Annotated in this window: 24 protein-coding genes, 1 other RNA gene and 1 pseudogene; 16 read left to right on the forward strand and 10 right to left on the reverse strand. The window is 31.7% G+C overall.

Going from position 1 to position 26,035, the window contains the following annotated elements:
- Positions 1-3 precede the first annotated feature (3 nt).
- The 6 genes from Q0870_RS11880 to Q0870_RS11905 all read left to right on the forward strand — a co-directional run bounded on the left by Q0870_RS11880 (position 4) and on the right by Q0870_RS11905 (position 5,806).
- Positions 4-924 carry a homoserine kinase gene (locus tag Q0870_RS11880; RefSeq protein ID WP_298555733.1) on the forward strand — a complete coding sequence of 307 codons (921 nt, stop codon included), beginning with the start codon at positions 4-6 and terminating at the stop codon, positions 922-924.
- Between the two features lie 104 nt (positions 925-1,028).
- Positions 1,029-2,324: a threonine synthase gene (gene thrC / locus Q0870_RS11885; protein ID WP_298555734.1), complete on the forward strand. Its 1,296-nt coding sequence runs from the start codon at positions 1,029-1,031 to the stop codon at positions 2,322-2,324.
- 110 nt (positions 2,325-2,434) lie between these two features.
- Positions 2,435-3,442, forward strand: coding sequence for a T9SS type A sorting domain-containing protein (locus Q0870_RS11890; protein ID WP_298555735.1), 1,008 nt, complete (start codon positions 2,435-2,437; stop codon positions 3,440-3,442).
- Positions 3,443-3,528: 86 nt separating this feature from the next.
- Entirely contained in the window at positions 3,529-4,611 is a 1,083-nt protein-coding gene (gcvT, locus tag Q0870_RS11895) for a glycine cleavage system aminomethyltransferase GcvT (RefSeq protein ID WP_298555736.1), read from the forward strand.
- 24 nt (positions 4,612-4,635) lie between these two features.
- Positions 4,636-5,472, forward strand: coding sequence for a sugar nucleotide-binding protein (locus Q0870_RS11900; RefSeq protein ID WP_298555737.1), 837 nt, complete (start codon positions 4,636-4,638; stop codon positions 5,470-5,472).
- Between the two features lie 46 nt (positions 5,473-5,518).
- Positions 5,519-5,806 (forward strand): 4a-hydroxytetrahydrobiopterin dehydratase, encoded by a 288-nt coding sequence (locus tag Q0870_RS11905; protein ID WP_298555738.1) that lies wholly within the window; start codon positions 5,519-5,521, stop codon positions 5,804-5,806.
- A 318-nt stretch (positions 5,807-6,124) separates the two neighbouring features.
- Here the strand turns inward: Q0870_RS11905 and Q0870_RS11910 are convergent, their stop codons facing one another.
- A complete protein-coding gene (locus tag Q0870_RS11910) occupies positions 6,125-6,856 on the reverse strand; it encodes a LytTR family DNA-binding domain-containing protein (protein WP_298555739.1) in 732 nt (243 codons plus the stop codon).
- A gap of 12 nt (positions 6,857-6,868) precedes the next feature.
- Positions 6,869-7,720: a histidine kinase gene (locus Q0870_RS11915; protein WP_298555740.1), complete on the reverse strand. Its 852-nt coding sequence runs from the start codon at positions 7,718-7,720 to the stop codon at positions 6,869-6,871.
- Between the two features lie 414 nt (positions 7,721-8,134).
- Between Q0870_RS11915 and Q0870_RS11920 the strand changes: the two genes are divergently transcribed.
- The 4 genes and pseudogenes from Q0870_RS11920 to Q0870_RS11935 all read left to right on the forward strand — a co-directional run bounded on the left by Q0870_RS11920 (position 8,135) and on the right by Q0870_RS11935 (position 12,805).
- A complete protein-coding gene (locus Q0870_RS11920; RefSeq protein WP_298555741.1) occupies positions 8,135-10,513 on the forward strand; it encodes an outer membrane beta-barrel protein in 2,379 nt (792 codons plus the stop codon).
- A gap of 178 nt (positions 10,514-10,691) precedes the next feature.
- Positions 10,692-10,952 (forward strand): annotated as a pseudogene (locus Q0870_RS11925) (4a-hydroxytetrahydrobiopterin dehydratase); the annotation flags it as partial.
- Between the two features lie 99 nt (positions 10,953-11,051).
- A complete protein-coding gene (locus Q0870_RS11930; protein WP_298555742.1) occupies positions 11,052-11,771 on the forward strand; it encodes a YebC/PmpR family DNA-binding transcriptional regulator in 720 nt (239 codons plus the stop codon).
- Between the two features lie 68 nt (positions 11,772-11,839).
- A complete protein-coding gene (locus tag Q0870_RS11935; RefSeq protein WP_298555743.1) occupies positions 11,840-12,805 on the forward strand; it encodes a Gfo/Idh/MocA family oxidoreductase in 966 nt (321 codons plus the stop codon).
- On the opposite strand, the gene Q0870_RS11940 is transcribed toward Q0870_RS11935, so the two are convergent.
- Positions 12,802-13,542, reverse strand: a complete 741-nt coding sequence (locus Q0870_RS11940) for an NYN domain-containing protein (protein WP_298555744.1) — start codon at positions 13,540-13,542, stop codon at positions 12,802-12,804. The genes Q0870_RS11935 and Q0870_RS11940 overlap by 4 nt on opposite strands.
- A gap of 166 nt (positions 13,543-13,708) precedes the next feature.
- Here Q0870_RS11940 and Q0870_RS11945 point away from each other — a divergent pair, with 166 nt between their 5' ends.
- Positions 13,709-16,246 carry a zinc-dependent metalloprotease gene (locus tag Q0870_RS11945; RefSeq protein WP_298555745.1) on the forward strand — a complete coding sequence of 846 codons (2,538 nt, stop codon included), beginning with the start codon at positions 13,709-13,711 and terminating at the stop codon, positions 16,244-16,246.
- Positions 16,247-16,412: 166 nt separating this feature from the next.
- Here Q0870_RS11945 and Q0870_RS11950 read toward each other — a convergent pair whose 3' ends face one another.
- The 6 genes from Q0870_RS11950 to Q0870_RS11975 form a co-directional block, all read right to left on the reverse strand.
- Entirely contained in the window at positions 16,413-16,961 is a 549-nt protein-coding gene (locus Q0870_RS11950; RefSeq protein WP_298555746.1) for a 1-acyl-sn-glycerol-3-phosphate acyltransferase, read from the reverse strand.
- Between the two features lies 1 nt (position 16,962).
- A complete protein-coding gene (locus Q0870_RS11955; RefSeq protein ID WP_298555747.1) occupies positions 16,963-18,045 on the reverse strand; it encodes an iron-containing alcohol dehydrogenase family protein in 1,083 nt (360 codons plus the stop codon).
- 138 nt (positions 18,046-18,183) lie between these two features.
- The gene (locus Q0870_RS11960) at positions 18,184-18,888 is read right to left on the reverse strand and encodes an HAD family hydrolase (protein ID WP_298555748.1); all 705 of its coding nucleotides are present in this window, start codon (positions 18,886-18,888) and stop codon (positions 18,184-18,186) included.
- On the reverse strand, positions 18,879-19,607 hold the full coding sequence (gene kdsB / locus Q0870_RS11965; protein ID WP_298555749.1) for a 3-deoxy-manno-octulosonate cytidylyltransferase: 729 nt from the start codon (positions 19,605-19,607) through the stop codon (positions 18,879-18,881). The genes Q0870_RS11960 and kdsB overlap by 10 nt, the downstream gene beginning before the upstream one ends.
- Before the next feature lie 36 nt (positions 19,608-19,643).
- Positions 19,644-20,249, reverse strand: a complete 606-nt coding sequence (locus tag Q0870_RS11970; protein WP_298555750.1) for a DUF4126 domain-containing protein — start codon at positions 20,247-20,249, stop codon at positions 19,644-19,646.
- 20 nt (positions 20,250-20,269) lie between these two features.
- On the reverse strand, positions 20,270-21,694 hold the full coding sequence (locus Q0870_RS11975; protein ID WP_298555751.1) for an ATP-binding domain-containing protein: 1,425 nt from the start codon (positions 21,692-21,694) through the stop codon (positions 20,270-20,272).
- Between the two features lie 126 nt (positions 21,695-21,820).
- On the opposite strand from Q0870_RS11975, the gene Q0870_RS11980 reads away from it, so the two are divergent.
- From Q0870_RS11980 to Q0870_RS12000, 5 genes are all read left to right on the forward strand, one after another.
- Entirely contained in the window at positions 21,821-22,555 is a 735-nt protein-coding gene (locus Q0870_RS11980) for a hypothetical protein (protein ID WP_298555752.1), read from the forward strand.
- Positions 22,539-23,360: a DUF3822 family protein gene (locus Q0870_RS11985; protein WP_298555753.1), complete on the forward strand. Its 822-nt coding sequence runs from the start codon at positions 22,539-22,541 to the stop codon at positions 23,358-23,360. Before Q0870_RS11980 ends, Q0870_RS11985 begins: the two co-directional genes overlap by 17 nt.
- Entirely contained in the window at positions 23,360-23,899 is a 540-nt protein-coding gene (locus Q0870_RS11990) for an RsmD family RNA methyltransferase (protein ID WP_298555754.1), read from the forward strand. Before Q0870_RS11985 ends, Q0870_RS11990 begins: the two co-directional genes overlap by 1 nt.
- A 163-nt stretch (positions 23,900-24,062) precedes the next feature.
- Positions 24,063-24,581 carry a nuclear transport factor 2 family protein gene (locus Q0870_RS11995; protein WP_298555755.1) on the forward strand — a complete coding sequence of 173 codons (519 nt, stop codon included), beginning with the start codon at positions 24,063-24,065 and terminating at the stop codon, positions 24,579-24,581.
- Positions 24,582-24,609: 28 nt separating this feature from the next.
- Entirely contained in the window at positions 24,610-25,353 is a 744-nt protein-coding gene (locus Q0870_RS12000; protein WP_298555756.1) for a hypothetical protein, read from the forward strand.
- Between the two features lie 85 nt (positions 25,354-25,438).
- Here Q0870_RS12000 and rnpB read toward each other — a convergent pair.
- Positions 25,439-25,778, reverse strand: an RNA gene (gene rnpB, locus Q0870_RS12005) — RNase P RNA component class A.
- Positions 25,779-26,035: the final 257 nt, after the last annotated feature.

A 26,035-nucleotide genomic window follows, 5' to 3' on the forward strand; every position in this document is an offset into this window, starting at 1 on the left:
GAAATGAACGAAATAAAAATATTTTCTCCAGCAACCGTAGCTAATGTAGCATGTGGTTTTGATGTTTTAGGCTTTTGCTTAGACAGTATTGGAGATGAAATGGTTATTAGAAAAACTGATAAAAAAGGAATTCATATTACCAAGATTAAAAATTTTGATTTACCCTATGAAACTGAGTTAAATGTTGCTGGTGTTTCTGCCCTAGCCATGTATGATGCGCTTGATGTTGATTTTGGTTTTGAAATTGAAATTTATAAGAACATCAAACCAGGAAGTGGTATAGGAAGTAGTGCTGCAAGTGCTGTTGGTAGTGTTTTTGGTATGAATGAACTTTTAGGAAGACCATTCAATAAAACACAACTCACAGAATTCGCAATTAAAGGTGAAGCTTTAGCAAGTAAATGTGAACATGCTGACAACCTCGCTCCTGCCCTTTTTGGAGGCTTTACTTTAGTAAAAAGTGTTTCACCTTTAAAAATTTTAGAAATTCCTTCTCCTGATAATTTATATGCAACTATTATTCATCCGCAGATAGAAATTAAAACCTCTGAATCTAGAGCAGTGCTTCCCAAAGAAGTTGCTCTAAGTGATGCTATAGCGCAATGGGCAAATCTTGGAAGTTTAGTTCATGCACTACATACAAGCGACTATAATTTAATCAGCGATTCATTAAAAGATGTTATTGTAGAACCTTACAGAAGCAAATTAATTCCACATTTTAATGACGTAAAGCAAGCTGTTTTAAATGCAGGAGCTTTAGGTGCTGGAATTTCTGGTTCTGGGCCTTCAATATTTTCATTAAGTATAGGACAAGAAACGGCAAACAAAGTTAAAGAGACTATGCAAAGTGTATATTCAAATACTGGAATTGAATTTGATATACATGTTTCAAAAATTAACACTCAAGGTGTTAAGATTATATAAATTAAGTTTATGTCATTTCGACAATAGGAGAAATCACATTATTTAGATAAAGACAAAGACATATTAATAAAACAGATTCCTGCCTTCGTAGGAATGACAAGAAAATGAATTACTATTCACTAAACCATAAAGCACCAAACACATCATTTAAAGATGCTGTTATAAAAGGATTAGCGCCAGATAAAGGCTTGTACTTTCCTGAAATTATTACACCATTACCACAATCATTTTGGGATAATTTTGATAGTTTATCCTATTCTGATATTGCTTTTGAAGCAATCAAACAATTTGTATCTCCTGAAATTCCAGAAGCTATTTTAAAAACAATTGTTGAAGAAACCTTGTCTTTCGATTTTCCTGTGGTGAAGTTAAATGATAACATTTCTACTTTGGAATTATTTCACGGTCCAACTATGGCTTTTAAAGATGTTGGGGCGCGTTTTATGGCACGCTGTTTAGGTTATTTCAATAAAGACAACACTAATGAAGTTACTGTTTTAGTAGCAACTTCGGGAGATACTGGAGGTGCTGTGGCTAATGGGTTTTTAGGTGTTAAAGGTGTAAATGTTGTTATTCTTTATCCAAGTGGAAAGGTTAGCGACATTCAAGAAATGCAACTAACTACTTTAGGGCAAAACATTAAAGCGCTTGAGGTTAATGGTACTTTTGACGATTGTCAAGCCATGGTTAAAACTGCTTTCTTAGATGAAAGTTTAACTAGCAAAATGCAATTAACTTCTGCTAACTCTATAAATGTAGCACGTTGGTTACCACAATTATTCTACTTTATGTTTGCTTACAAACAGTTACATAAAAAACACGATGATATTGTATTCTCTGTTCCAAGTGGGAATTTTGGTAATATTTGTGCAGGTATGATGGCTCAAAAACTAGGTTTACCTATTAAACATTTTGTAGCATCAAATAACGCTAATAACGTTGTAACACGTTATTTGATTTCTCAGTTATACGAACCAAAACCATCGGTTCAAACCATTTCAAATGCTATGGATGTTGGAGCGCCAAGTAATTTTATTCGTATTCAAGAAATCTATAAAAATGAGTTTGATGTTTTAAAAGGCAACCTATCATCGTATAGTTTCTCTGATGATGAAACACGTAATGCAATGTCAGAGATTTACGAGAACTACAATTACGTTGCAGACCCACATGGCGCTGTTGGTTATTTAGGTTGTAAATCGCATTTAAAAGAAAATCCTAATGCGCATTGTGTGTTTTTAGAAACGGCACATCCAACTAAATTTTTAGATGTGGTTGAAGAGGTAATTAAAGAAGAACAACCTTTACCTGAACAAATTCAATCTGTTATGGGTAGAGAGAAAGAATCTGTAGTGATTTCAGTTTATAATGATTTAAAACTGTATTTACTAGAAAAGTAATATCCATTTTAATTAATAGGTTTGCTAATTTATGAGTGTCTTTAGCAGGATACCTCATGATGGTTTTGCATATTAATTTTTAGAAATTGGAAGCATAAAAATTAATAGCAATGAAAAGAAATACTTTACAAACAATATTCTTATTAATATTCTCAATCGTTAGTTTACAATTATTAGCACAAACAGCTACTTGTGACGGTACTTTACCTTTTGAAGAACAAAATGGATTATTAACTATTGAAATGGAATCGGGTAATTTACCTACTGGTTCTAATTGGAAAACCGGAAGTGAAGCTGACCCAAACTTATCGGGCTCCACTATCAACTATATTTTTTGGGATGGTCCACAATCTTTTAATGCCTTAACCGGTGCTGCCATTACCTATAACATCAAAATAAATAACCCTGGCACATACAGGCTTGCATGGCGAGGACGCATAGGTACCGGTACTTCTGGAGGAGAGCATAACGATGCTTGGTTACGTATAGTAGCTGATGATTTTTATGCCACCAAACAAAGTAGTGCGACATCCACCTTAGCGGTTGAACCCAAACCGGATTGTAATAGTAATCCAAATAGAGATTGTCCAGTAGGCTCTAGTACTAATGGATATTTTAAAGCTTTCATGAATAGGCACCCCGTAAATCTTCCTGTAGAACAGCGTTGGGGCTTTGTAACAAATACAAATGATGGAGATTCTTTTAGATTTATATGGGCAACTTTCAATACCGCAGGCTTATATTCAGTTATTGTAGATGCAAGGTCTAGTTTCTTTTTTATGGACAAAATGGTACTACGTAGAACAGATGTATCTGATAGTACAGCATTTAATTTAACAAATAATGAATCGCCTTGTGCTACATTATCAGTTAATAAATTAAATAAAAATAGTGATGTAAAAATATTCCCAAATCCAACTAATGGAAAAGTTGAAATTGATAACTTATTTTCAAATGGGAAATTATTTTTGAAAAATATACACGGTATTACTGTTCGCGAAGTAAACTATATTTCTTCAAAACATTCTATTGATATTTCTGATTTACAAAGTGGTATTTATTTTATTTCTAACTCAGACGTCAACAATTATTTTGTAAAGAAAATTGTTAAATTTTAATCCTTTTATTTAGCAACTGATTTTTTCTAATTAATCTATCTTTCTTGAAATTTTCAATACTTTTGTTTTGAAAAATTTCAAGAAAGATGAAGAACACAGCCTTAACTGAAACTCACAAAACGCTTGGAGCGAAAATGGTGCCTTTTGCTGGATACAACATGCCAGTACAATATGAAGGAGTAAACATAGAACATGAAACCGTTAGAAATACAGTTGGTGTTTTTGATGTATCTCATATGGGCGAGTTTTTGATTGAAGGCGAACATGCACTTGATTTAATACAAAAAGTATCGAGTAATGATGCTTCAAAATTAACTATTGGGAAAGCGCAATACAGTTGCTTACCAAATGACAATAATGGTATTGTTGATGATTTAATTATTTATAAAATTAAAGAAGAAACATATTTATTAGTAGTTAATGCCAGTAACATTAAAAAAGATTGGGATTGGATTCAGTCTAAAAACGATGTCGGTGCTACTATGCGTGATTTGAGCGAAGATTACTCTTTATTGGCTATACAAGGACCTAAAGCTATTGAAGCCATGCAAAGTATAACAAGTTATGATTTATCTGAAATTAAATTCTATAATTTTGTTGTTGCAGATTTTGCAGGTATCGAGCATGTAATAATTTCTGCAACAGGGTATACAGGCAGTGGTGGTTTTGAAATTTATTGTAAAAACTCTGAAGTAAAACAAATTTGGGATAAAGTTTTAGAAGCTGGAGCAAATTTTGGTATCAAACCAATTGGTCTTGCAGCCCGTGATACTTTACGTTTAGAAATGGGGTATTGTCTTTATGGAAATGATATAGATGACACCACCTCACCTATTGAAGCTGGATTAGGTTGGATAACAAAGTTTACAAAAAATTTCACAAATTCCGAAGCTTTAAAAGCTGAAAAAGAGCGTGGATCTGAACGTAAACTTATTGCTTTTGAGTTGGATGATCGCGGAATTCCTCGACAGGGTTATGATATTGTTGATGGTAATGGAAAAACAATTGGTACTGTAACATCAGGAACCATGTCACCATCTTTAAGTAAAGGTATTGGCTTAGGATATGTGCCGACTATTTTTGCTGATGTGAATAGTAAAATAAATATTCAAATTCGTAAAAAAACTATTCCTGCTACAGTAGTAAAATTGCCATTTTATAAAAACTAGTTTACTTTAAATTTGAAGATGAAAGTGAGGGGGAAGAAAGCTAGTAAACATAAAGTGTTAATTCTAGGAGCTAGTGGCTTTTTAGGAAGTGCTATTTATAAAGAACTCTGCTCCTACTTTCGAACATTCGGAACCTACAATACGTCTAACAAAGCTTTAGAAAAAAATAATCATTTTTTTCAATATAATATTGAAGAAGATGATATTTATGAAATTCTAGAAATTGTAAAACCCACAATTATTATTTCTTCATTACGAGGCGATTTTTCTAAACAAGTTTTAATACATCAACATTTAATAGAATATGTATTTAAAAACAAAGTAAAAATACTATTCATTTCCTCAGCAAATGTTTTTGATGCTTACATAAAGTATCCTAGTTACGAACAAGACAAAACTTATAGTAATAGTATATATGGGCATTTTAAAATAAAAATTGAAAACATGTTGTTGCGTTTACCAAAAATGCAAGTCGCAATTTTAAGGCTTCCTATGGTTTTTGGTTCTCAGTCACCTAGAATACAAGAAATTATTCAGTTTTCGAAAGACAATGAACCTATCGAAGTGTTTCCTAATCTCATAATGAATGTTACTAATGATTATAAAGTGACACAACAGATTCATTACATCATCAACAGAAATAAATACGGAATCTTCCACTTAGGAAGTAATGATTTGGTACATCATGAAGATTTCATCAAAGAAATTATCGATTCATTAGAATTAAAAAACGCACCTATTTACAAACGTGTATATACTACAAATGATGATCGCTATTTGGCAGTTTTACCAAAATTCAATACACTTCCTAAACATCTTCAAATAAAGAGTGATGACATTTTAACTGAATTAAAAATATAATTGGCTTTCATATAGTAAATCGCTAAATTTTAAAAAAAAATAAATTATGATTAAGCTTTCAGAACAAGACATAGAAGCAAAATTATTACGATTCCCAGATTGGGAATATTATGATAATGCCATACACGGCGAGTTTGAATTTGAAAATTTTAAAGATTGTTTTAGTGCGATGAGTAGAATTGCTTTTGAGTGCGAAGCCTTAAATCATCATCCAGATTGGAGCAATGTTTATAACGTACTTACAATTTCACTTTCAACTCACGATGCTGGTGGGGTTACAAACAAAGACTTTAAATTAGCTGAAGCCATTGAAAATATTGTTGAGCCAGAATAATGATTTCTTTCTTGTTAGTAGATTTTTAAATATGTGAGTAGCCATTTCAACCAATCTGATGACAGTTTAGGCACATCGAGTTAGGTAGTTTTATATTCGACTACACCTTAGTTTTAAAATTAAAGGTGCCGATTTAGAAGAACTGAAATTGGAGCTTATCGATTTTGTGTGTTAAGGATGATTTACAAAACGTATATCACACCATGCAAGAATAGTTCAAGGTAAATCATTTAGTTTAACCATTCAACCGTATTAATACTGCTTAAGAAAAACATATAATAGATACTACAAGAGTAACATTTAAAGTAATGATTTAAGTTACGGAGTATATTTTCCTAAAACCTTATGTATAAAACTTCTGTAGCTTCCTCCAATAGGGAGTTTCCTATCTTCAATCTCAATAGTACTCGAAGTATAGGCTTGAATTTTATCTTTAGCGACAATAAAGCTCCTATGTATTCTAATAAATTTTTGTGTAGGAAGCTTCTTTTCTAAATAACTTATTTTTAAATAAGTAACCACCTGCCTATCATCAAGAATAATTTTTACATAATCGCCAATACTTTCTATAAAGTTAATATCACTAAGCTGGATTTTCTGCATTTTCTTTGCCGTTCTAACATATATATAACTATTATTATAAGCATTAAATTCATTAATCAAATTTTGCGATGGCATAAAGTTTTGACTAATATCATTTTGAAACACTTTACTAACTGCCTTGAAAAAGCGTTCAAAAGCAATTGGTTTTAATAGATAATCCACAACATCCAGTTCAAAACCTTCTATTGCATACTCTCGATAAGCCGTGGTAAGAATAATACGAAACGGTTTCTTTAATGCCTTAATAAATTCTATCCCCGTTATACCAGGCATCTGAATATCTAAAAAGATTAAATCAATTGGTTGAGAGTTAATGATATTGAGAGCCTCCATGGCATTTCTGCAACTCCCTTTAAGTTCAATCCCGTCAATTTTTAATATATATCTTTCTAGTACTTTTGCTGCGGGAGCTTCATCTTCAATTATAAGGCATTTTAAAGTATTCATTTTAATATAAATTTAGTGATTTAGGTTTAACTCTAAAATTACCAAATAGGACTCATCACTTTCAATCGTTTTTAATTCATAACTATTGTGATACATCAGTTCAAGCCTTTTCTTTACATTTTTAAGTCCTATACCCCCATTATGATTAAGAATTTTAACACTTTTTTCATCAGAAATAAAATCACTTTTATTATTCTCTGTTTTAAAAGTTAATATTCCTTCTTCTATACTAATATCTATACTTACCCAAGCTTTACCTATTATACTATTTACACCATGCTTAAAACTATTTTCGACAAAAGGTAATAAAATAAGCGGAGCTATGTATAAATCTTGTAAAGATCCATTAATGTTTAAAATAACATCTAGCCTTTCTTCGTGCCTTAACTTTTCTAAACTAAGATAGTTTCTAATAAGGTTTATTTCTTTTTCTAACGAAACCATATTATGATTACATTCATAGAGCACATAATTAAGAAGCTCGGAAAGTTTTAACAAAGACTCAGGTGTTTTTTTAGAGGCTTCCAAAGACAAAGCATAAATATTATTAATAGTATTGAATAGGAAATGAGGATGTATTTGAGCCTTTAGCAAGTTTAATTCTGCCTCGGCCTTCTCCTTTTTTAGCTGCTCTTTTACTATCTGATTTTTATGCCAATGCTGCCAGAGTTTTATGGCTACAACCATACCTGCCATGGGGTAAGTATGCATCATAGTACTTAGGTGTGACCATGGGTCGTTAAAGCTATATTTGGCAATATTCTGAAAATAAAAATAGTTATTAATAAGAAGTACAATAAATAGCAATACAATTAAATAAATGGCAAATTCAACATATTTTTTCTTCAATAAATATCTTGGCATTAAAACATAAATTGTAAAATAGGTAATTAGGAGTTTTTGCGGAAGACGCTCCATCTCACGCCAGAATACTATTGCATAACTATTAGAACTACTAAAATGGCCATAAATACTTACAAATATAGCTATATAGGTACCCCAAAATAGTATATGCCGACCGATACGGATTAGAAGGCTATATTTAATACTTATCCATTTACCCATTATATAAAGATAGAATTTCTATGAAAATAGAAACCTTGAAACTTGTTTTTTCGTTGAATCTTTTTTCTGTCTTGTCGAATAAATGAAAAATGATGTCAAATATGATTTAACATAGTTACTCTTTTGTCTGTCATGCTAATCCTCGTAACCGCCTAATAAAGTTTTTTTGACTCCAGTTTTGAACTAATTTCCTTCTTCAAAACACATAAAACTATGCAACGTATCTATTTTACATCAGTTATACTAATGTTCAGTATAAACAAAATTTATGCTATCGATTATATAATTTCTGGCACTTTAAAAGAGGAAAAAACAGAATATCCAATAGCTTATGCCTCCGTAGCTGTTTACAGTGAAACGGATAATATTTTGCAAACTGGTGGTATATCGAACGAGGATGGTGTATTTCAAATAACAGTTAATAACTCTGGAAACTACTATATAATTGTTAGTGTATTAGGGTTTGGAGAGCATACTATCCACAATATTTTATTAAGTACAGAAATGCCTAATAAGAACTTAGGAACTGTATATATAAAACCAGAACTTACAAGCTTAAACGAAATAGTTGTTACTGCTGAAAGACCTGCTATAGAATATAGAGTAGATAAAAAGGTTTTAAATTTAGATAAAATGGGGATTTCTCCAAATGCTACGATAGCAGAAGCCCTAGAGATACTACCTTCTGTTGATACAGATGAAGAGGGTAACTTAAGTCTTAGGGGCAGCGGAAACTTTCAAGTACTTATTAATGGTAAACCCTCACCATTAAAAGGCAGCGAAGCCCTAGAGCAATATGCTGCCAACCAGATAGAACGAATAGAAGTCATTACCAATCCCTCTGCAAAATATGATGCCAACAATACATCGGGTATTATAAATCTTATTTTAAAAAAAGGAAAAGGCCTTGGCTTATCAGGGATTACTAGTTATGATGCCATAGTAGGTAAACGTATAAGGCAATATTATAATTTTAATTCAACCTTAACTTATACTCAGGAGAAGTATAGTTTTTCGGGTTCTATCAGCCTTCTAGACCGATGGAGAGAAAATATCTGGAATATCAACCAGACTTTACCCAATGGAGAAGATTTGAATATATTCTCTACAGCCTTTTTACCAAGAAAAGCACAAAGGTTCTTTCTTAGTTTCGATTATTATATAACTAGCAAACACACACTTACAATAGCAGCTCGCAAAAATTCAGCACGTAATAGCTTTGATATACTAGCTAATAATTATCCACAAGATGAAATGGATATGCCATTTTTATCAGATTCTAAAAGGCCTATAGAACGACATACAAATGCATTGTCGCTTTATGACCATATAGAACTAGATAGTAATGGTAGTGAACTTACTTTTTTTGCCACTTATTTTGAACAATCTATGGATAGACCACAAACGTTTACACAATATGATGCGTTAACACGGGAAAACATTACCACAGACAGGTTGTTCGTGGAGTCGTTTAAGCACAATCAAGCACGATTCAGCATTGATTATGTAAAAAATTTTAGTGACAGCGAACAAATAGAAATGGGGGCAAGTAGTATTATACAAAAACGTTCAAGTTCAATTGAAACTGAAACCTATTTCCCTAATGCTATACCCTTTACTAAAAATGAATTCGAATTTGATATAAAAACCCACGCAGGTTATTTTATTTACAAAAATAAAATATTTGGGTTTGATGTAATGGCGGGACTAAGACTTGAAGCCTACGATAGAGCTATAGAACATAAAAACGAAGATTTTTTTGATGAATTTAAGCGCGTAAACTTATTTCCTAATTTTCATTTAATAAAAGAAATAAATAAAAAACAAGAATTAAAACTAAGCTACTCAAGCCGTATTTCAAGGTCCAATTTGAGAGATTTGCGTCCTTATACCAATATATTTACCAATTTCTATGGACTTAGTGGTAACCCAAACCTTATTCCCTCAAAAATTGATGCTTTTGAAATGGCATATATCCACTCCTTTAAAAATGCTACTTTTACATTCGAGCCCTACTACAGAAAAACACACGATAATGTAATAAGATGGTGGCTATTGGACGAAGATACCAACATAACAATTCAGTCTCCAGTAAACATCGATAATTCCACATTTTATGGCATAGAATCTTCTTTTGAAACAAGACCTCTTAAATGGCTTAAAGTTTCTGCTTCTGGAAGCTATTTTAAAAATGTAATTAGCGGGATGGTTTTAGGAACAGAGGTTAATCAAAAATTTAACGGTTGGCGAATACGCCTGAGAAATAATATCAGTTTAACCAAACAGACTAATTTAAGGATTAATGGATTCTTTAATTCAAGGTTACAATTTCCACAAGAGTATACCGCCAGTAGATATTGGTTTGATGTTTCTGTAAACACTTCTTTTTTAAATAAAAAAGGTTCAATAGCACTTACTGTTGGTAATGTATTGGGAACAAATAGATTAATCCTTATAGCTGAAAATGAAAACATACATAGAAGAGGGTTCATTAAATTTCCTGGACCAACCTTCGGCTTGAGTATGAGTTATAAATTTAATAGTTTTAAGAGTAAAAAAACACAATTTGAATTTGATGATGAAGATTTATAACTTATAAAATATTTACGCTATTTCTTTCTTAAGATTTGTTATTTATGGAAGATAAAATCGGAATCTACAAACATTAAAATCCTGTTATTTGGTTTTGAAAGAATCCTTCAAGTTACCAAAGCATTAAATGAGGAACAAACTGGCGATGTTGAAAAACTTTTAGAAAAGAACATCTAAAAAATTACTTCGCTTTCCATATTGGAAATATTACGATAATGCCATACATGGCGTGTTTGAATTTGAAAATTTTAAATATTGCTTTAGTGCTATGAGCAGAATTACTTTTAAGTGCGAGGCATTGACTCATCATCCCAATTGGAGTAATGTTTATAATGTACTTTCCATTTCATTATCAACACATGAAGTTAGTGGCGTTACAAATAAAGATTTTAAGCTAGCTCAAGCTATTGAAAATATTGTTGAACCAAATGAGGAATAATTTGCAATTTTGCCTTAGGTTGTTAACTTTGTGAAAATAATCGAGTTTTAATTTAATTTAATAAAATTCTTGCTTTTGCAGGAATGACAAGATGTAATTATGGGAAGAGCTTTCGAGTTTAGAAAAGCACGTAAAATGAAACGTTGGTCTGCTATGAGTAAAGCTTTTACACGTATAGGCAAAGACATTGTAATGGCTGTTAAAGAAGGTGGTCCGGATCCAGACAGTAACTCACGATTAAGAGCAGTAATACAGAATGCAAAATCTGTAAATATGCCAAAAGACAATGTAGAACGTGCTATAAAAAAGGCAAGTGAAAAAGGGCAAGGTGATTATAAAGAAGTTATTTTTGAAGGCTATGCACAACATGGTATTGCCGTTTTAGTTGAAACTGCAACAGATAATAATACACGAACCGTTGCAAACGTACGAAGCTATTTTAACAAATGTGATGGTAGCCTTGGTACTTCGGGTTCGGTAGTTTTCATGTTCGATCATACCTGCAATTTTAGAATTAATGCTGAGGGGCTAGACCCAGAAGAAATAGAATTAGAATTTATAGATTTTGGAGCTGAAGAGGTATTTGCAGATGATGATGGTATTTTAATATATGCACCATTTGAAAGTTTTGGAGCTATTCAGGCAGAACTAGAAAATCGTGAAATTGAAATTCTATCTTCTGGCTTTGAACGTATTCCTCAAGTGACAAAAAAGATATCGACACAACAAGCTGAGGATGTTGAAAAACTTCTAGAAAAGCTAGAAGAAGATGATGATGTACAAAATGTATATCACACCATGGAAGAAAACGCAGAATAATATAAAGTATAGCTGTAAGTAGAGACAGCTGGAAAGCTTTATTTTTATTAAGTAAAATATTTATAAATATGAATTGGGGATTTATAGGTTGTGGGGATGTAACCGAAACAAAAAGTGGTCCGGCTTATCAACAAACAAATGGTTTTAATGTTGTTGCTGTTATGCGTCGTGATGTTGAAAAACTTAACGACTATGCAAAACGACATAGAATTGAAAAAACATTTACAAATGCTGAAGCCTTAATAAATGACCCAGATGTTGATGCAGTTTACATTGCAACACCTCCAGATACGCATAAAAAATATGCGCTAAAAGTAGCAGAAGCGGGAAAACCATGTTGTATTGAAAAGCCCTTATCTCCTACTTATTCTGAAAGTTTAGAAGTTCAAAAAGCATTTGAAGAGAAAAGGATTCCATTATTTGTTGCATACTACAGGCGTTCTCTTCCTCGGTTTTTAAAAATAAAAGAATGGCTAGACAACAATGAGATTGGAGCAGTAAGACATATAAATTCTCATTTAAGTAAACCCGCGAGTCAAGTAGATATTTCTAAAAATTATAATTGGCGAACAGATATTAAAGTTGCTCCTGCAGGTTATTTTGATGATTTAGCAAGCCATGGGTTAGATCTATTTACTTACTTTTTGGGAGATATAAAAAAAGCCAAAGGAATTAGCTTAAACCAACAGGGTTTATATTCTTCAAAAGATGCCGTAACGGCTTCATGGTTACATGAAAATGGCATCACTGGATCTGGAACATGGAATTTTGGATGCGACAGCCATTTAGATAAAGTAACAATTTATGGAAGCAAAGGCACTATTGAATTTTCTGTATTTCATGAAAATCCTGTTATTTTAAAAAGTAATTCTAAAAATGAAGAACTTATTATAGAAAACCCAAAGCACATTCAGCAATATCATGTTGAAAGTATGCGGGATTATTTTAAAGATAACAAAAACATCCATCCATCTACAGGTAAAACGGCATTACATAGTAGTTGGGTTATGTCAAAAATTTTAGAAGATATTTAATTTTTGTTTTTAACATAAATCAATTTGAAACGCCCGTTAGCTTGGTCACGCTGTTCCATTACAAATTGCGGCAAAGATTTAAATAATGGGGTTAGCTTTTGAAAACCAAAGTTTCTAGAATCAAAATTAGGCTGCTTTTTTAAAATTAATGAGCCAACATCACCAAGAAAAGCCCAACCATCATCATCGGCCGCATCATCGACAGAGTTTTTAAGAAGTCTTATTACTTTAGGAGTAATATTATATAAATTGACTTTTTTAGGTTTACCAGATTTTTTGTCTTTTACATCATCATCGTCATCATTTGCAAGAATTTCTAAATAAATAAACTTATCGCAAGCCACTATAAATGGATTTGGTGTTTTTTTCTCTCCCATTCCATAAACAACCATTGCAGCTTCTCGTAAACGTGTGGCTAATTTTGTAAAATCACTATCAGACGATACTAAACAAAAGCCATTAACCTTTTCAGAATATAAAATGTCCATGGCGTCAATAATCATAGCAGAGTCGGTAGCATTTTTGCCTGTAGTGTAGCCGTATTGTTGTATAGGAGTTATGGCATTTTCTAACAGCACATTCTTCCATTTTGATAAATAAGGTTTAGTCCAATCACCATAAATACGCTTAATTGTTGGTGTTCCATATTTCGTAATCTCTTCCATCATTTCTGTGATGTACTTTGAAGGGATGTTGTCTCCGTCTATTAATACGGCAATTTTAGTGTCTTTTATCATAATTCATAAAGATAGAATATTTTAACTTTTATTTAGATGCTTATGCTTCTATTTCTTTTTACTTTTAGCTCACTATTTTTAATAACTAGGATTTTATCCTAAATAATTCTTTTTACATATGGTATTGCCAAAAAATGTATTTAAGTGTTTATGCTTATTAGTTTCAGTGCTTTTCATTTTAACGCCTCAAAATATAGAGGCGCAAAAGAAAAAGAAAAAAAAGAAAAAAAACGATACTGAAGTTGTTATTAAACCTCTAAAAAAAGCCAAAGGAAAAAGTATAAAAGACTTAACTAAATCAAGCAAAAAGATTGAAGGTTTATTTACCATTTATCGAGATACCATTACTGGTGCTATACAAATGGTGATTCCAGAAGATCAATTAAACATGGAGTTTATTCATTTTGCGCAGATTGCTGATGGTGTAATGGATGCTGGGCGTATTATTAGAGGATCTTACAGGGGCTCTAAAGTGTTTAAAGTTGAAAAATTTTTTAATAAAATAGAGTTTATTACTCAAAACACATCTTATTATTTTGATCCAAGCAATCCAATTTCTAAATCAAAAGACGCCAATATAAGTAAAGGTATTATGGCGAGTTTAAAAATTGAAGCTCACGATAAAAAAGAAGGTCTATACTTAATAAAAGCTGATAATTTATTTTTAAAAGAAACCTTTTTACAAATAAAACCACCCTCCAGACCAGGTCCCTCCTTTTCTGCTTTTAAATTAGGAAGTTTAGATAAAAGTAAAACAAAAATTAATAGTATAAATAGTTATCCTGAAAACACTAATTTGGAAGTAGAATATGTGTATTCAAAACCTTCTGTTTTAAACGGTGGATCTGATGCTGTTTCTGATGGTAGAAATGTAAGTATTAAAGTGTTTCATAGTTTAATTGCTATGCCTAACAATGATTATGAACCACGTTTTGATGATCCAAGAGTAGGTTATTTTACAAATCAAGTAACTGATCAAACTTCAGCTAGTTCAACTCCTTATCGCGATTTAATAAATAGATGGCATTTAAAAAAGAAAAATCCTAATCAAGCCATTTCAGAGCCAGTAAAACCTATTGTATGGTGGATGGAAAACTCTACCCCTTTGGAGTGGAGAGAAACCATTAAAAATGCTGTTTTAGAATGGAATAAAGCTTTTGAAAAAGCAGGTTTTAAAAATGCTATTGTTGTAAAGCAACAACCTGATGATGCCGATTGGGATGCTGGAGATATTAGATATAACGTATTGCGATGGACAGCATCACCACAACCTCCATTTGGTGGTTATGGACCAAGTATGAAAAACCCAAAAACAGGTGAAATTTTTGGAGCAGATATTATGTTAGAATATACAATGATTACTGGTAGTGGTTTTAATTCTAAATTATATGAATCTAATTCAGAAAATTTTGATTTTAGTGAATATGACAGCGAAATGAATTGTTTGTTTGCTGAGGGTGTTATGGAAAATCTTCATTTTGCAAAATCCGTAGCAATGCTAAACGGTGCCTCCAATTCTGATGTAAAGCGTTTACAAAAAGAAACTATTACTGGATTAATCATACATGAAGTTGGTCATACTTTAGGATTAAATCATAATATGAAAGCGAGTCAATTATTTACTCCTAATCAATTAGCAAATCCTGATTTTATTGAAGGTAAATGTTTAACAGCCTCTATAATGGATTATGCTATTACAAACGTTACCAAAGACAGGAGTAAGCAAGGGCAATATGATGATGTTACTGTTGGTCCTTATGATATTTGGGCTATTAAACTAGGTTATACACCTTTTAAAACTGAAGCTGATCGTCAAGCTTTGCTAAATGAATCTACTAAACCAGAGCATATTTTCGGTAATGATGCTGATGATATGCGCTCTTCAGAAAGAGGAATAGATCCAAGAGTAAATGTTTGGGATCAGTCAAGTGACCCTATAACCTATTTTATAGATCGTATTGAATTATCAAATGAACTCCTTAAAAGTGCAAAAACTAAATTTATTAAAGAGGGACAATCATATAATGAATTAAGACGTGTTTACTATTCGCTAAGCCGACAAAAAGCGAATGCTGGAAATATATTTTCTAGGTACATTGGTGGTGTTTATGTTAATCGTGCTATGGCAGGTCAAAAAGGAGCTACACAGCCTTATACTCCAGTAAGTTTACTGGATCAAAAAAGAGCAATGAATGCATTAAGTAAATATATTTTTGCTTCAAATGCGTTTGATGCTCCAAATGATTTATATAATTATTTAGCAAGGCAACGTAGGGGGTTTAATTTTAGATCTTCTCCTGAAGATCCTAAAATACACAATCAAGTCTTAGGGTATCAAAAGAGTGTTTTACGTCATCTTTTGCATCCAAATACTTTGCAACGAATTACTGATTCTGAACTATATGGAAACAAATACAAGCTATCTATGTTTATGACGGATTTAAACAATGCCATTTTTAAGTCTGATATCTATAGTTCTGTGAATTCATTTAGACAAAATCTACAATTAGAATATACTAATATGTTGATTGATATGGTAACTGGAAAACATAAAAGTAGATTTACAAATAATGCGAAATCTATGTCCTTATATAACTTAAAAGTTATAAGAGCAATGGCCGCGCCATCAGGTAACATAGCATCTAGAGCGCATAAACAACATTTAAGAACGCTTATAGATAATGCTGTTAAAGAAATAAAATAGTTAAATTTTAATTATAACAACAAAAAAGCTACTTCGTAATTGGAGTAGCTTTTGTTTTGAGGTCGCTCATGTTTCTTTTTAGGAACAATTAATTGTTTACTTTATGTTTCATGTGCTCAAGTTTTATAATACAAAATCTGTGCCAAGGTGTAAGTATATAAAATAGTTAGGAATATTTAGTTATTTTGCCTTTTATACCTTTATAAAAGTTATACATGTATTCAAAATCAGCATCAATATCATCAGTTGGATAAAATGGTTCTGATATTTTATTTTCTTTATTTTCAAAATCAAGAGTAAACATTATTATAGGAACATTAGCTTGTTTTGCTATATAATAGAAGCCTGTTCGCCAAGTGGCAACCTTTTTTCGGGTACCTTCTGGAGCTAAAGTCATTCGGAACTCTTCATTTTGCTCAAATAATTTTGCTATAGCTTCTACTTTATTTTCGTTGGATTGTCGGTTTATTGGGGTACCACCTAAGGTCTTAAAAAAATGGCCTAATGGATATACAAATAACTCTTTCTTACCAATAAAATTTGTTTTGACACCAACAACTGCCCTTAATAAGACTCCAATATAAAAATCGTGCCAGCTAGTATGAGGAGCTGCGATTATTATTGCTTTTTTAATTGAATTTTTAGAAAATGTTGTATTACCACTATGCTGCCAACCTAAAATTTTAAAATATATTAGTTTGGCTAACCACCGCATATTACATTTTTTGGTACAATGCTTTTAATTTTTGATTGGTAATGTTTTTTTTCCAGTTTTTTCCTAGTGCATTTTCCCAAAGTGGCTCTAGGCTTAAAGCAACGTCAATCATAATATTAAATTCTTTGTCGCTTAAATCTGCACAAATACCTTTTGGTAATGCAATGTTATGTTTTGCTTTCATTTCTTTGAAAACTTTAACGCCTTCAGGATAAAACTCTTCTAAATGGTCAAAAACAATGCAATTGCCAATGCCATGTTTGGTTCCAAGTAAATAAGATAATCCATAACTCATTGCGTGAGCAATACCTACTTGAGAATATACAATACTCATGCCTCCATGCCATGAAGCCATCATTAGTTTTTCTTGAGCTTCAACATCAGAAAGGTTGTTTTCTAAAAATATGTCTTTACATAAATCTAGAGCCATATTACCATAGGTTTCGCTAAACGTATTTAGGTAAGTACCAGTTAAAGATTCAATACAATGAATATAGCAATCCATTCCTGTATAAAACCATTGTTCTTTCGGAACATCTTTGGTGAGTTCTGAGTCTAAAATAACTTGGTCGAACGGTGTGAAATCTGAGTTTATACCTAGTTTTTTATTAGGTCCAGTAAGAACTGTAGTTCTTGAAACTTCAGAACCAGTTCCTGATATTGTTGGAATACCAACATGATATATGGCTGGATTTTTAACTAAATCCCAGCCTTGATAATTTTCAGCTCCGCCATTATTGGTTATCATAATTGAAACAGCCTTAGCTAAGTCTAACAGCGTACCGCCTCCAATGCCAATAATACCCGAAGGGCGGGCTTTGGATTTTAGTATGATATCCTCAACAAGTGCATCAACCTGCGATGTTTTAGGTTCCTCTTTTGCCGAAACAAAAATAATTCTATCATCATAGGATAGAGATATTCTAGACGATATCCATGCATTACTCTTAAACACATCGTCAATTAAAAAAATAAAAGGAGCGTTGATGCCATGTCGCTTTGGAGCCAAAACTTCATTTAATTGATTGAAACTACCTCTGCCAAAAATTACTCTCGGCACCATTGGAAAGTTCTTATAACTCATTTAACTTATTTTCTTTTACAAAAGGTAAAAATACCATTATTTTAATTTTACTTACACATATTTTGGAATGAATTTTTGTTAAAACCCATTAGCTACTAATTTCACTTAATCAGAAGGCGTATTTTAGTTCATTATATATTAATTTAATAGTTTCAATAAATCCTTTAAGGTGTTAATCGTTTTATATGCTTTTCCGTTTTTTTCTTCTTCAGTAACCTCCTCATGTGCCCATGTGGTATGAAATGGTACATGAATGGCATGCGCTTTTACATTTACTAGTGGTAAAACATCCGATTTTAATGAATTCCCTATCATTAAAAATTCAGATGGATTAATATCTAAATGATTTAATAAGTTTGAATAATTAGATTCCTTTTTATCACTTAATACTTCTATGTGGTGAAAATAATTTGTTAAACCAGACTTCTCTAATTTTCGCTCTTGGTCCAGTAAATCTCCTTTTGTTGCTAAAATTAGTCTGTATTTTTTTGAAAGAACTCTTAAAACATCTTCTACACCATCTAGTAATTCAACTGGCTTATTCAGCATATTTTTACCAATGTTTAAAATAGATTCGATAGTTTTTGAAGAAATGTTATAGTTTGATAACTCTAAAGCAGATTCGACCATAGATAATGTAAAAGCCTTAACTCCATAACCATACAAGGGAAGATTATCAATTTCCATTCTAAACAGTTCTTGGTCTATTTTGTTAGGGGTTTCATATTTAGATAATAGCTTGGCAAAAGCAGTTTCAGCTTCTCTAAAATAGGTTTCATTAACCCAAAGCGTATCATCGGCATCAAAGCCAATAACTTTAATGTTATTATAGTCTATTTCCATAGTTTTTTTGCGCGTTCCAAATCTTCTGGAGTATCAATTTCAACACCTTGAACATCTGTTTCTACCATTTTTATACGCTTGCCATACTCTAAATACCTTAATTGCTCTAGTTTTTCCGAGGCTTCTAAAACCTGCATAGGTAGCTTATAAAAATCTAGAATAGCTTGTTTTCTAAATGCATAAACACCTTTGTGCTTATAATACTTAACACCAACATTTTTATCTCTAGGGTATGGAATTGGGCTTCGCGAAAAATATAGAGCAAAATCAGATTGATCGATTATAACTTTTACAGTATTTGGGTTGTTAATTTCATCTTCGTCGGTGATATGAACCATTAAAGATGCCAAATCTATATTTTTATCATCATCTCCCTTAAAGACATCTATAAGTTTAGCTAAAGATGTTTTATCAGTAAAAGGTTCATCGCCTTGAACATTTATAACAACATCGATATCCATTAGTTCTACAGCTTCAGCTATTCTATCACTTCCGCAGTCATGCTCCTTTTTACTCAAAATAGCCTTGCCTCCATTATTTACAATTTCGTTATAAATAATATTACTATCTGTAACTACAAAAACATCATCAAAAAGATTTGTAGCAATAGTAGCTTCGTAAGTTCTTAAAATAACAGTTTTTCCAGCTAAATCTTGCATTAGTTTCCCTGGGAAACGAGATGCTGCATATCTGGCAGGAATCATTGAAATTATTTTCATCTATTAAATTTACAAATTTGTTGGTTAGATATTTGTTTAGACTACGGAAAGCCATTTCAAAAATACTATAATTATTGTAGGATTTATATTTTTAAACTTCTTAAACAATTTAAATATTATAAAAAATATGGCAATTACTAAAATTACTGCTAATATGGGAAGAAATATTGATATGATTGACATTACTACTGAAGTTCCCGTTTCAATAGTAGAAACTACCGGATTTGCAATACCTCCTGTTGTGGCTGTTGATGCTAATCTTGTGATACTTGAGCTTCCTGCGACTGCAGCTGCAGTTCCTCCGCCCGCAATTATAGCTAATGCCCATGTAATTACAGGGCTTAAATCTACAACCGTAGATAACATAATTGCAGTTCCTGCAAGTGCAGCTAATGGTACCGCAATGCCATCTAATAAATTATCAATGTATGGAATAAAGTAAGCAAAGACTTCTACTAATGTAGCTACACCTAGCGTAAGTAACGCTGCTGTACTACCTATCCATTGCCAAGATTCATTAAGTTCCCAAACATCAAAATAGGATGCTAAACTTAAGGCAAATAGTGGTAAAAAAACTCTAAAACCTACTGATGCTGATAAACCAACACCAAGGCAAATACTAATTATGGTTTCAAATGTCATGTTTTAAATTTAATCAAAAACTATTCCTCAAAAAAATCATCCTTAAAACCAATAAGATACAATTTTTCTTTTGCTCTTGTTACTGCTGTATATAACCAACGTAAATACTCTTTATCGATTCCGTTAGGTAAATATGGCTGTTCTACAAAAACGGTATTCCATTGCCCTCCTTGCGACTTGTGGCAGGTAATAGCATAAGAGAATTTTACCTGTAAGGCGTTAAAATGTTTATTCCCTTTAACCTTTAAAAACTTTTTGTATTTGCTGGTTTCGCTCTCAAAATCTTTCATTACTTCTTGATACAATCTGTTTGAATCTTCATATGGCAATGATGGTGTTTCGGCTTCAATAGTATCTAGAAGTAAAACCGTTTCAAAGGGTTTCATTCGTGGGTAGTCAACCATTCTTATTTTTACTTCTGCAAAGCGAAAACCATATAATTCTTGAATACTAAATATTTCTAGAACCTCAATAATATCACCATTTGCAATAAAACCCGCTTCGCTTGTTGGTTTTACCCAAAAATAATTATTTTTAACAACCATTAAATAATCGCCTGCTGTTAATTCATTTTCATTAAACAGAATTCTATTTCTAATTTGTTGGTTGTAAAGATTTGCTCTTTTATTGCTCCTTACTATAATAGCGGTTTCTTCTTTTCCTAAATCACTATAAGCACCATTTATGGCGTCCATAATTTCATAACCATCAATAAGCCTAATAACATCAGTGTAGTCAGATAAATCAAATTTAAAAGAATCAAAAAAGGTATTGGTAAGAGCCTCTCTTAAAACCGTAGCATTAGTTAAAATACCAGAACCTTGTTCTTGGCGAACTACTTCATCAAGTTCCATTCTAGTTACCTCTTTATCATAATTTAAGGATAAGGTGCGTTCGTCAAGAGCCGGGCTTAAATCTAACTTTACAGGTGGTAATTGTGCTGTGTCACCAATTAAAAGTAGTTTGCATTTATGACCAGAATACACATATTGCATTAAATCATCCAATAAAGAACCTTTTTCAAATAGTTTAGAGTCTCCTGGAGTATCTGGAATCATAGAAGCTTCATCTACTATAAAAATGGTATTTTTATGCTTATTTGGTTGCAAAACAAACTTCACTCCCCCATTTTGTTCTTTTTTTGGAAAATATATTTTTTTATGAATAGTAAAAGCCTCTTTTTTAGAATAATTTGAGATTACTTTTGCTGCTCTACCCGTTGGAGCCATTAAGACAGCACTTTTTTTTGCTTTCCATAAATTTGAAACAATAGCACCAATTATGGTCGTTTTTCCTGTGCCAGCATAACCTTTTAGTAAATAAAGAGCATTTGGACTTTTGGAAAAAATGAATTCTGTTAGCTGTTGTAAAACAATGTTCTGTTTTAATGTAGGTTTAAACGGAAATTGCTGTTTTATAATAGAATAAAATTCAGATGAAGTCATTTAAATGAAAACTAATTAAAAATTATTCAAATATAGAAATGATTTTTATGTGCTTTGGTTTTAACGATTAAAAAAAAATTGTAGATTTGCTAAATACCATTAACAAATTTTTAATAAATAGATACTATGACATTTTTTTTAATTGCATTAGCGGTGATTCTAGTTACAATTGGCTTGGTAAAGCTAGTTGATAAATTTATCCCTTCTAAATTTAAACCTATTTTGACTATAGCACTTTGGTTATTAATAGCCTTTTTAGGCTACCAAACGTATATGTCTATTTATGAACCAATACAGTTTAATAAAGTAAAAAAGAAACGTTACGCAGTAGTTATTGAAAGCTTAAAAGACATTAGAGATGCTCAATTAGCACATAGACAAGTAACTGGTAAATTTGCAAGTAATTTTGATGGTTTAATTAAATTTATTGATACTGCTGAATATACATTAACGCAGCGTAGAGATTCTAGCATCATTGATGAGGTATTAACAAAAAGATATGGAGTTGATACAACTAAAGAAATTGTTATTATAGACACGTTAGGTACTGTTGCTGTTAAAGATTCATTATTTAAAACTTCAAATCGATATAAAACAATGATGAATGTACCTGTTGGTGAGCCAGGTGCTAAATTTGAAATGAAATCTGGATTTTTAGAACAAAACAATATTAAAATTCCTGTTTTTGAAGCTTTAGTAAAAAAGGAAGTTCTTTTAAATGATCAGAATAAAGACCTTATAATTCAAGAAAATCAAGTAGTATCTGTTGACGGTGTTAATGGGGATGCTTTAAAAGTAGGATCTATGGACGAGGTTAAAACCGGTGGTAACTGGCCAAAAACTTATGGCGATAGCGAATAATAGCTCTAACAAGCTTACAAATATAGAATTGTCCATTCAAGTGAGTTTGAGTGGACTTTCTTTTTCTATACTAAATAGAAACACCAATACTATTGAAATAATAAAGGAGTTACACTTTGAGAAAAGTTTAAACCCGCTAGAAATTTTAGATGAATTAAAGCATTTATTTTTAAAAGAAACTGTTTTAAAAAGAAACTTCTCTAGTATAAATATTATTCATGATAATGATTTATCCACACTAGTACCAAAATCATTATTTAACAAAAACTATTTGGCTGATTATTTAAAATTTAATTCAAAAATTTTAAAGTCAGATTTTATTGCCTACGATCCCATTTCAGAAAGCAATAGTGTTAATGTTTATGTGCCTTACATAAATATTAATAACTTTATTTATGATAAATTTGGTGCATTTATTTTTAAACATGTATCAACAATTTTAATAGAATCTATATTACAATTTGAAAAAGAATCTAGCTCCACAAAAATGTATATTAATGTTAGTTCTAATCATTTTGAAATTTTAATCTTAAAAAAAGGTAATTTAGAACTTTACAATACATTCTCATATTACACAGAAGAAGATTTTATTTATTATATACTCTTTACTGCTGAACAACTAGGTCTTAATCCAGAAACACTAAATTTAGTTCTAATAGGTGATATTGTTAAGCATGATAATTTATATAATATAGCTTATAAATATATAAGAAATATAAATTTTGGCGACCGAAAAGATACTTTTAAGCATCTTAAAAAAACCAAGTCTATGTATTCTAATTTCACATTGCTAAAAAGTTTTTAATGAGAATTATATCAGGTCTTTATAAAAGTAGAAAAATAGTAGCACCAAAAAACTTGCCTGTGCGCCCTACTACAGATATGGCAAAAGAGTCCTTGTTTAATATCATCAACAATTTATACTATTTCGATGATATTTTAGTTTTAGACCTTTTTGCAGGCACCGGAAATATTAGTTATGAGTTTGCTTCAAGAGGCACCGAGCAAATAATATCTGTAGATCAAGATTTTGGTTGCATAAAATTTATAAACCAAACTTCAGAGAAATTTGAAATGCCAATTCAAACTATTAAAAGTGATGTGTTTAAGTTTTTAGAAAAGGCTACCATACAATCAAATATTATTTTTGCCGACCCACCTTATAATTTCTCAGACGAGCAATTTGCAAAAATACCAGAACTTATTTTTTCTAATGATTTATTGCTCGAAGATGGTGTTTTGATAGTTGAACACTCTAAGCACACTAAGCTTTCAGAGTTAGAAAACTATCAATATTCAAAAAGTTATGGAGGCAATGTATTTAGCTTTTTCGAAAAAGCATAATTTGATTTATATTTTTATAACTCATTTTTTTTCAGTAATTTAGAAATCTCCTTAAGAGCCTCCCCGGCTCTACATCTATTTTAATCTCTCAAAAAAACAATATTTTTTTGAGTTTAGTTTATGGTTTAAATTTTAATACTAACCTTTAAAACCATAAATTAAAATGAAGAAATTTTTTCTATTAGCATTAGCTGTAACTATGTTTATAGCTTGCCAAAACAAACCACAACGTTACTTTGATGCATCACCAGAAATTGAAACCTTAAAAGCTGGCATTAAAGCTTATGAAGCGCAAGATTGGGATGCTTGGAAATCGAACTTCGCAGATAGTGCCAAAATATTCCACAATACCAATAAAGCAGCAGCTCCAGAACAAATGGTGGTAGGCATGAAAAACATGCTTTCAAATTTTTCTTCATATGGATTTGCTAAAGAAGGCGGTATCTATGAAATGGTCATAGATAAAGAAGGTAAAACTTGGGTGAACTTTTGGGGTAACTGGGGCGGAAAAGCAAATGTTACCGAAAAACAATTGGTAATACCCGTACACTTAACTGTAGAGTTTGTTAATGGAAAAATCACACAAGAATACGCATACTATGATACTGCAGGAATAAACAAAACTTTAAAAGCAAATGCAGAAGCTAAAGCTGCTCAAGAAGCAGAAACATCTAAAGAATAAAATATTAACTAACCAAATTATATAATTTATGAAAACTATTAAATTAATTTTACTTGTAGTAACAATCTTTTGTTTTACTCATCAAATTTCGGCTCAACAAATGTTTCTTATACATCAAGACAATGTCAAGCCTTCCAAAGCAATGGAATATGAAAAAATTGCCAAAGAGTTTAATGATGCTAGTGTTGCTAATAACGTGCAAACACAATGGATATCTGCTGTGCGTGACGATTTTACATATTATTATATCACGCCAATTAAAAATATGGCAGAATTAGACGAAGATCCAATGGAAGATATGGCAAAATCTATGGGTGATAAATTTGGTGAAATGTTTGAGCGCTTTAATAAATGTTATGATACGCATGGTTCATACTTAATGCGAAGTATTGATGCTTTAAGCTATAAAGCTCCAGAAGGCACAGATATGTCTGATCAAAATTACCGCGTTTGGTTTATGATGCATTACAAACCAAAAAATGCTAAAAAAATGAAAGAAGGCATGAAAGCTGTAAAAGAGTTATTCGAGTCTAAAGGCTCAAAAGAATATTATAATGTGTATCATACAGCGTTAGGTACCATGGATAATTATTATTTAGTATCTATATCAGCAAAAGATGAAATAGATAGCGCAACAAGATCTAAAGCAAATCGAGATGTACTAGGTCCAGACCGCTATAAAACATTCAATAAAGTTATAAACTATACCGAAAAAATGGAAGAATTTAGAGGTAAAATGCGACCAGATTTATCCTACTCACCAAAAGAATAAACAAAATAACCTACCAATTACCTAGAGTAACCAACCTTTTTTTTAATTATAAACCCTTCTTAAATTAATAAGAAGGGTTTATTTATATCTAAGTAAATCTATAAGCCGGATTCTGTTCATCCTGAACTTGTTTCAGGATTTCCCAAAAAAAGAACAAGAATACCTTATCATTTATCTACGTGCCTTGTTACCAAAACACTTTAGCTGCTTACCCTCCAACAATTGGGCGTGCAGCCCTCAAACGTTGGTTTACATAGCATTGCACCACATAGAGTTTACCTGGTTTCACTACAGCATTACCTGTACATACTTTCTGTTGCACTTTTCCTAACCTCACGGTTGGTGGTTGTTAGCCACTATATTGCACTACGGTGTCCGGACTTTCCTTCCCGAATTAACTTCGAGACGATAAGGCGATTTACTTGAGTGCAAAATTACAATAAACAAGCAGAATATCTAAGTAATTTTAAATATTTGGGCGTTACCCTAAAAAAGGGGTCAGGCTTTTCGTTACAAGTCCTCGATTTTGCGCTAAGGCGCAAAAACTGTGGGCTATCCACTGCAATCCTTAACGCGGGGGTGCTTGCAAGTCTAGTGTTTTTAAAATGAAAGTTGGTGTCTTTTTGGGAAGGTTCGTTTAATGTTTTTACGGATATAAAATCGTTTTAATGTTTTATATCCG

It is taken from the genome of uncultured Algibacter sp. (assembly GCF_947487575.1).
GTDB lineage: Bacteria > Bacteroidota > Bacteroidia > Flavobacteriales > Flavobacteriaceae > Algibacter_B.

Coding starts and splice junctions, on each gene's coding strand:
- Q0870_RS11880 (WP_298555733.1), top strand. CDS start 4: ATGAACGAAATAAAAATATTTTCTCCAGCAACCGTAGCTAATGTAGCA.
- thrC (WP_298555734.1), top strand. CDS start 1,029: ATGAATTACTATTCACTAAACCATAAAGCACCAAACACATCATTTAAA.
- Q0870_RS11890 (WP_298555735.1), top strand. CDS start 2,435: ATGAAAAGAAATACTTTACAAACAATATTCTTATTAATATTCTCAATC.
- gcvT (WP_298555736.1), top strand. CDS start 3,529: ATGAAGAACACAGCCTTAACTGAAACTCACAAAACGCTTGGAGCGAAA.
- Q0870_RS11905 (WP_298555738.1), top strand. CDS start 5,519: ATGATTAAGCTTTCAGAACAAGACATAGAAGCAAAATTATTACGATTC.
- Q0870_RS11910 (WP_298555739.1), bottom strand. CDS start 6,856: ATGAATACTTTAAAATGCCTTATAATTGAAGATGAAGCTCCCGCAGCA.
- Q0870_RS11915 (WP_298555740.1), bottom strand. CDS start 7,720: ATGCCAAGATATTTATTGAAGAAAAAATATGTTGAATTTGCCATTTAT.
- Q0870_RS11920 (WP_298555741.1), top strand. CDS start 8,135: ATGCAACGTATCTATTTTACATCAGTTATACTAATGTTCAGTATAAAC.
- Q0870_RS11930 (WP_298555742.1), top strand. CDS start 11,052: ATGGGAAGAGCTTTCGAGTTTAGAAAAGCACGTAAAATGAAACGTTGG.
- Q0870_RS11935 (WP_298555743.1), top strand. CDS start 11,840: ATGAATTGGGGATTTATAGGTTGTGGGGATGTAACCGAAACAAAAAGT.
- Q0870_RS11940 (WP_298555744.1), bottom strand. CDS start 13,542: ATGATAAAAGACACTAAAATTGCCGTATTAATAGACGGAGACAACATC.
- Q0870_RS11950 (WP_298555746.1), bottom strand. CDS start 16,961: ATGCGGTGGTTAGCCAAACTAATATATTTTAAAATTTTAGGTTGGCAG.
- Q0870_RS11955 (WP_298555747.1), bottom strand. CDS start 18,045: ATGAGTTATAAGAACTTTCCAATGGTGCCGAGAGTAATTTTTGGCAGA.
- Q0870_RS11960 (WP_298555748.1), bottom strand. CDS start 18,888: ATGGAAATAGACTATAATAACATTAAAGTTATTGGCTTTGATGCCGAT.
- kdsB (WP_298555749.1), bottom strand. CDS start 19,607: ATGAAAATAATTTCAATGATTCCTGCCAGATATGCAGCATCTCGTTTC.
- Q0870_RS11970 (WP_298555750.1), bottom strand. CDS start 20,249: ATGACATTTGAAACCATAATTAGTATTTGCCTTGGTGTTGGTTTATCA.
- Q0870_RS11975 (WP_298555751.1), bottom strand. CDS start 21,694: ATGACTTCATCTGAATTTTATTCTATTATAAAACAGCAATTTCCGTTT.
- Q0870_RS11980 (WP_298555752.1), top strand. CDS start 21,821: ATGACATTTTTTTTAATTGCATTAGCGGTGATTCTAGTTACAATTGGC.
- Q0870_RS11985 (WP_298555753.1), top strand. CDS start 22,539: ATGGCGATAGCGAATAATAGCTCTAACAAGCTTACAAATATAGAATTG.
- Q0870_RS11990 (WP_298555754.1), top strand. CDS start 23,360: ATGAGAATTATATCAGGTCTTTATAAAAGTAGAAAAATAGTAGCACCA.
- Q0870_RS11995 (WP_298555755.1), top strand. CDS start 24,063: ATGAAGAAATTTTTTCTATTAGCATTAGCTGTAACTATGTTTATAGCT.
- Q0870_RS12000 (WP_298555756.1), top strand. CDS start 24,610: ATGAAAACTATTAAATTAATTTTACTTGTAGTAACAATCTTTTGTTTT.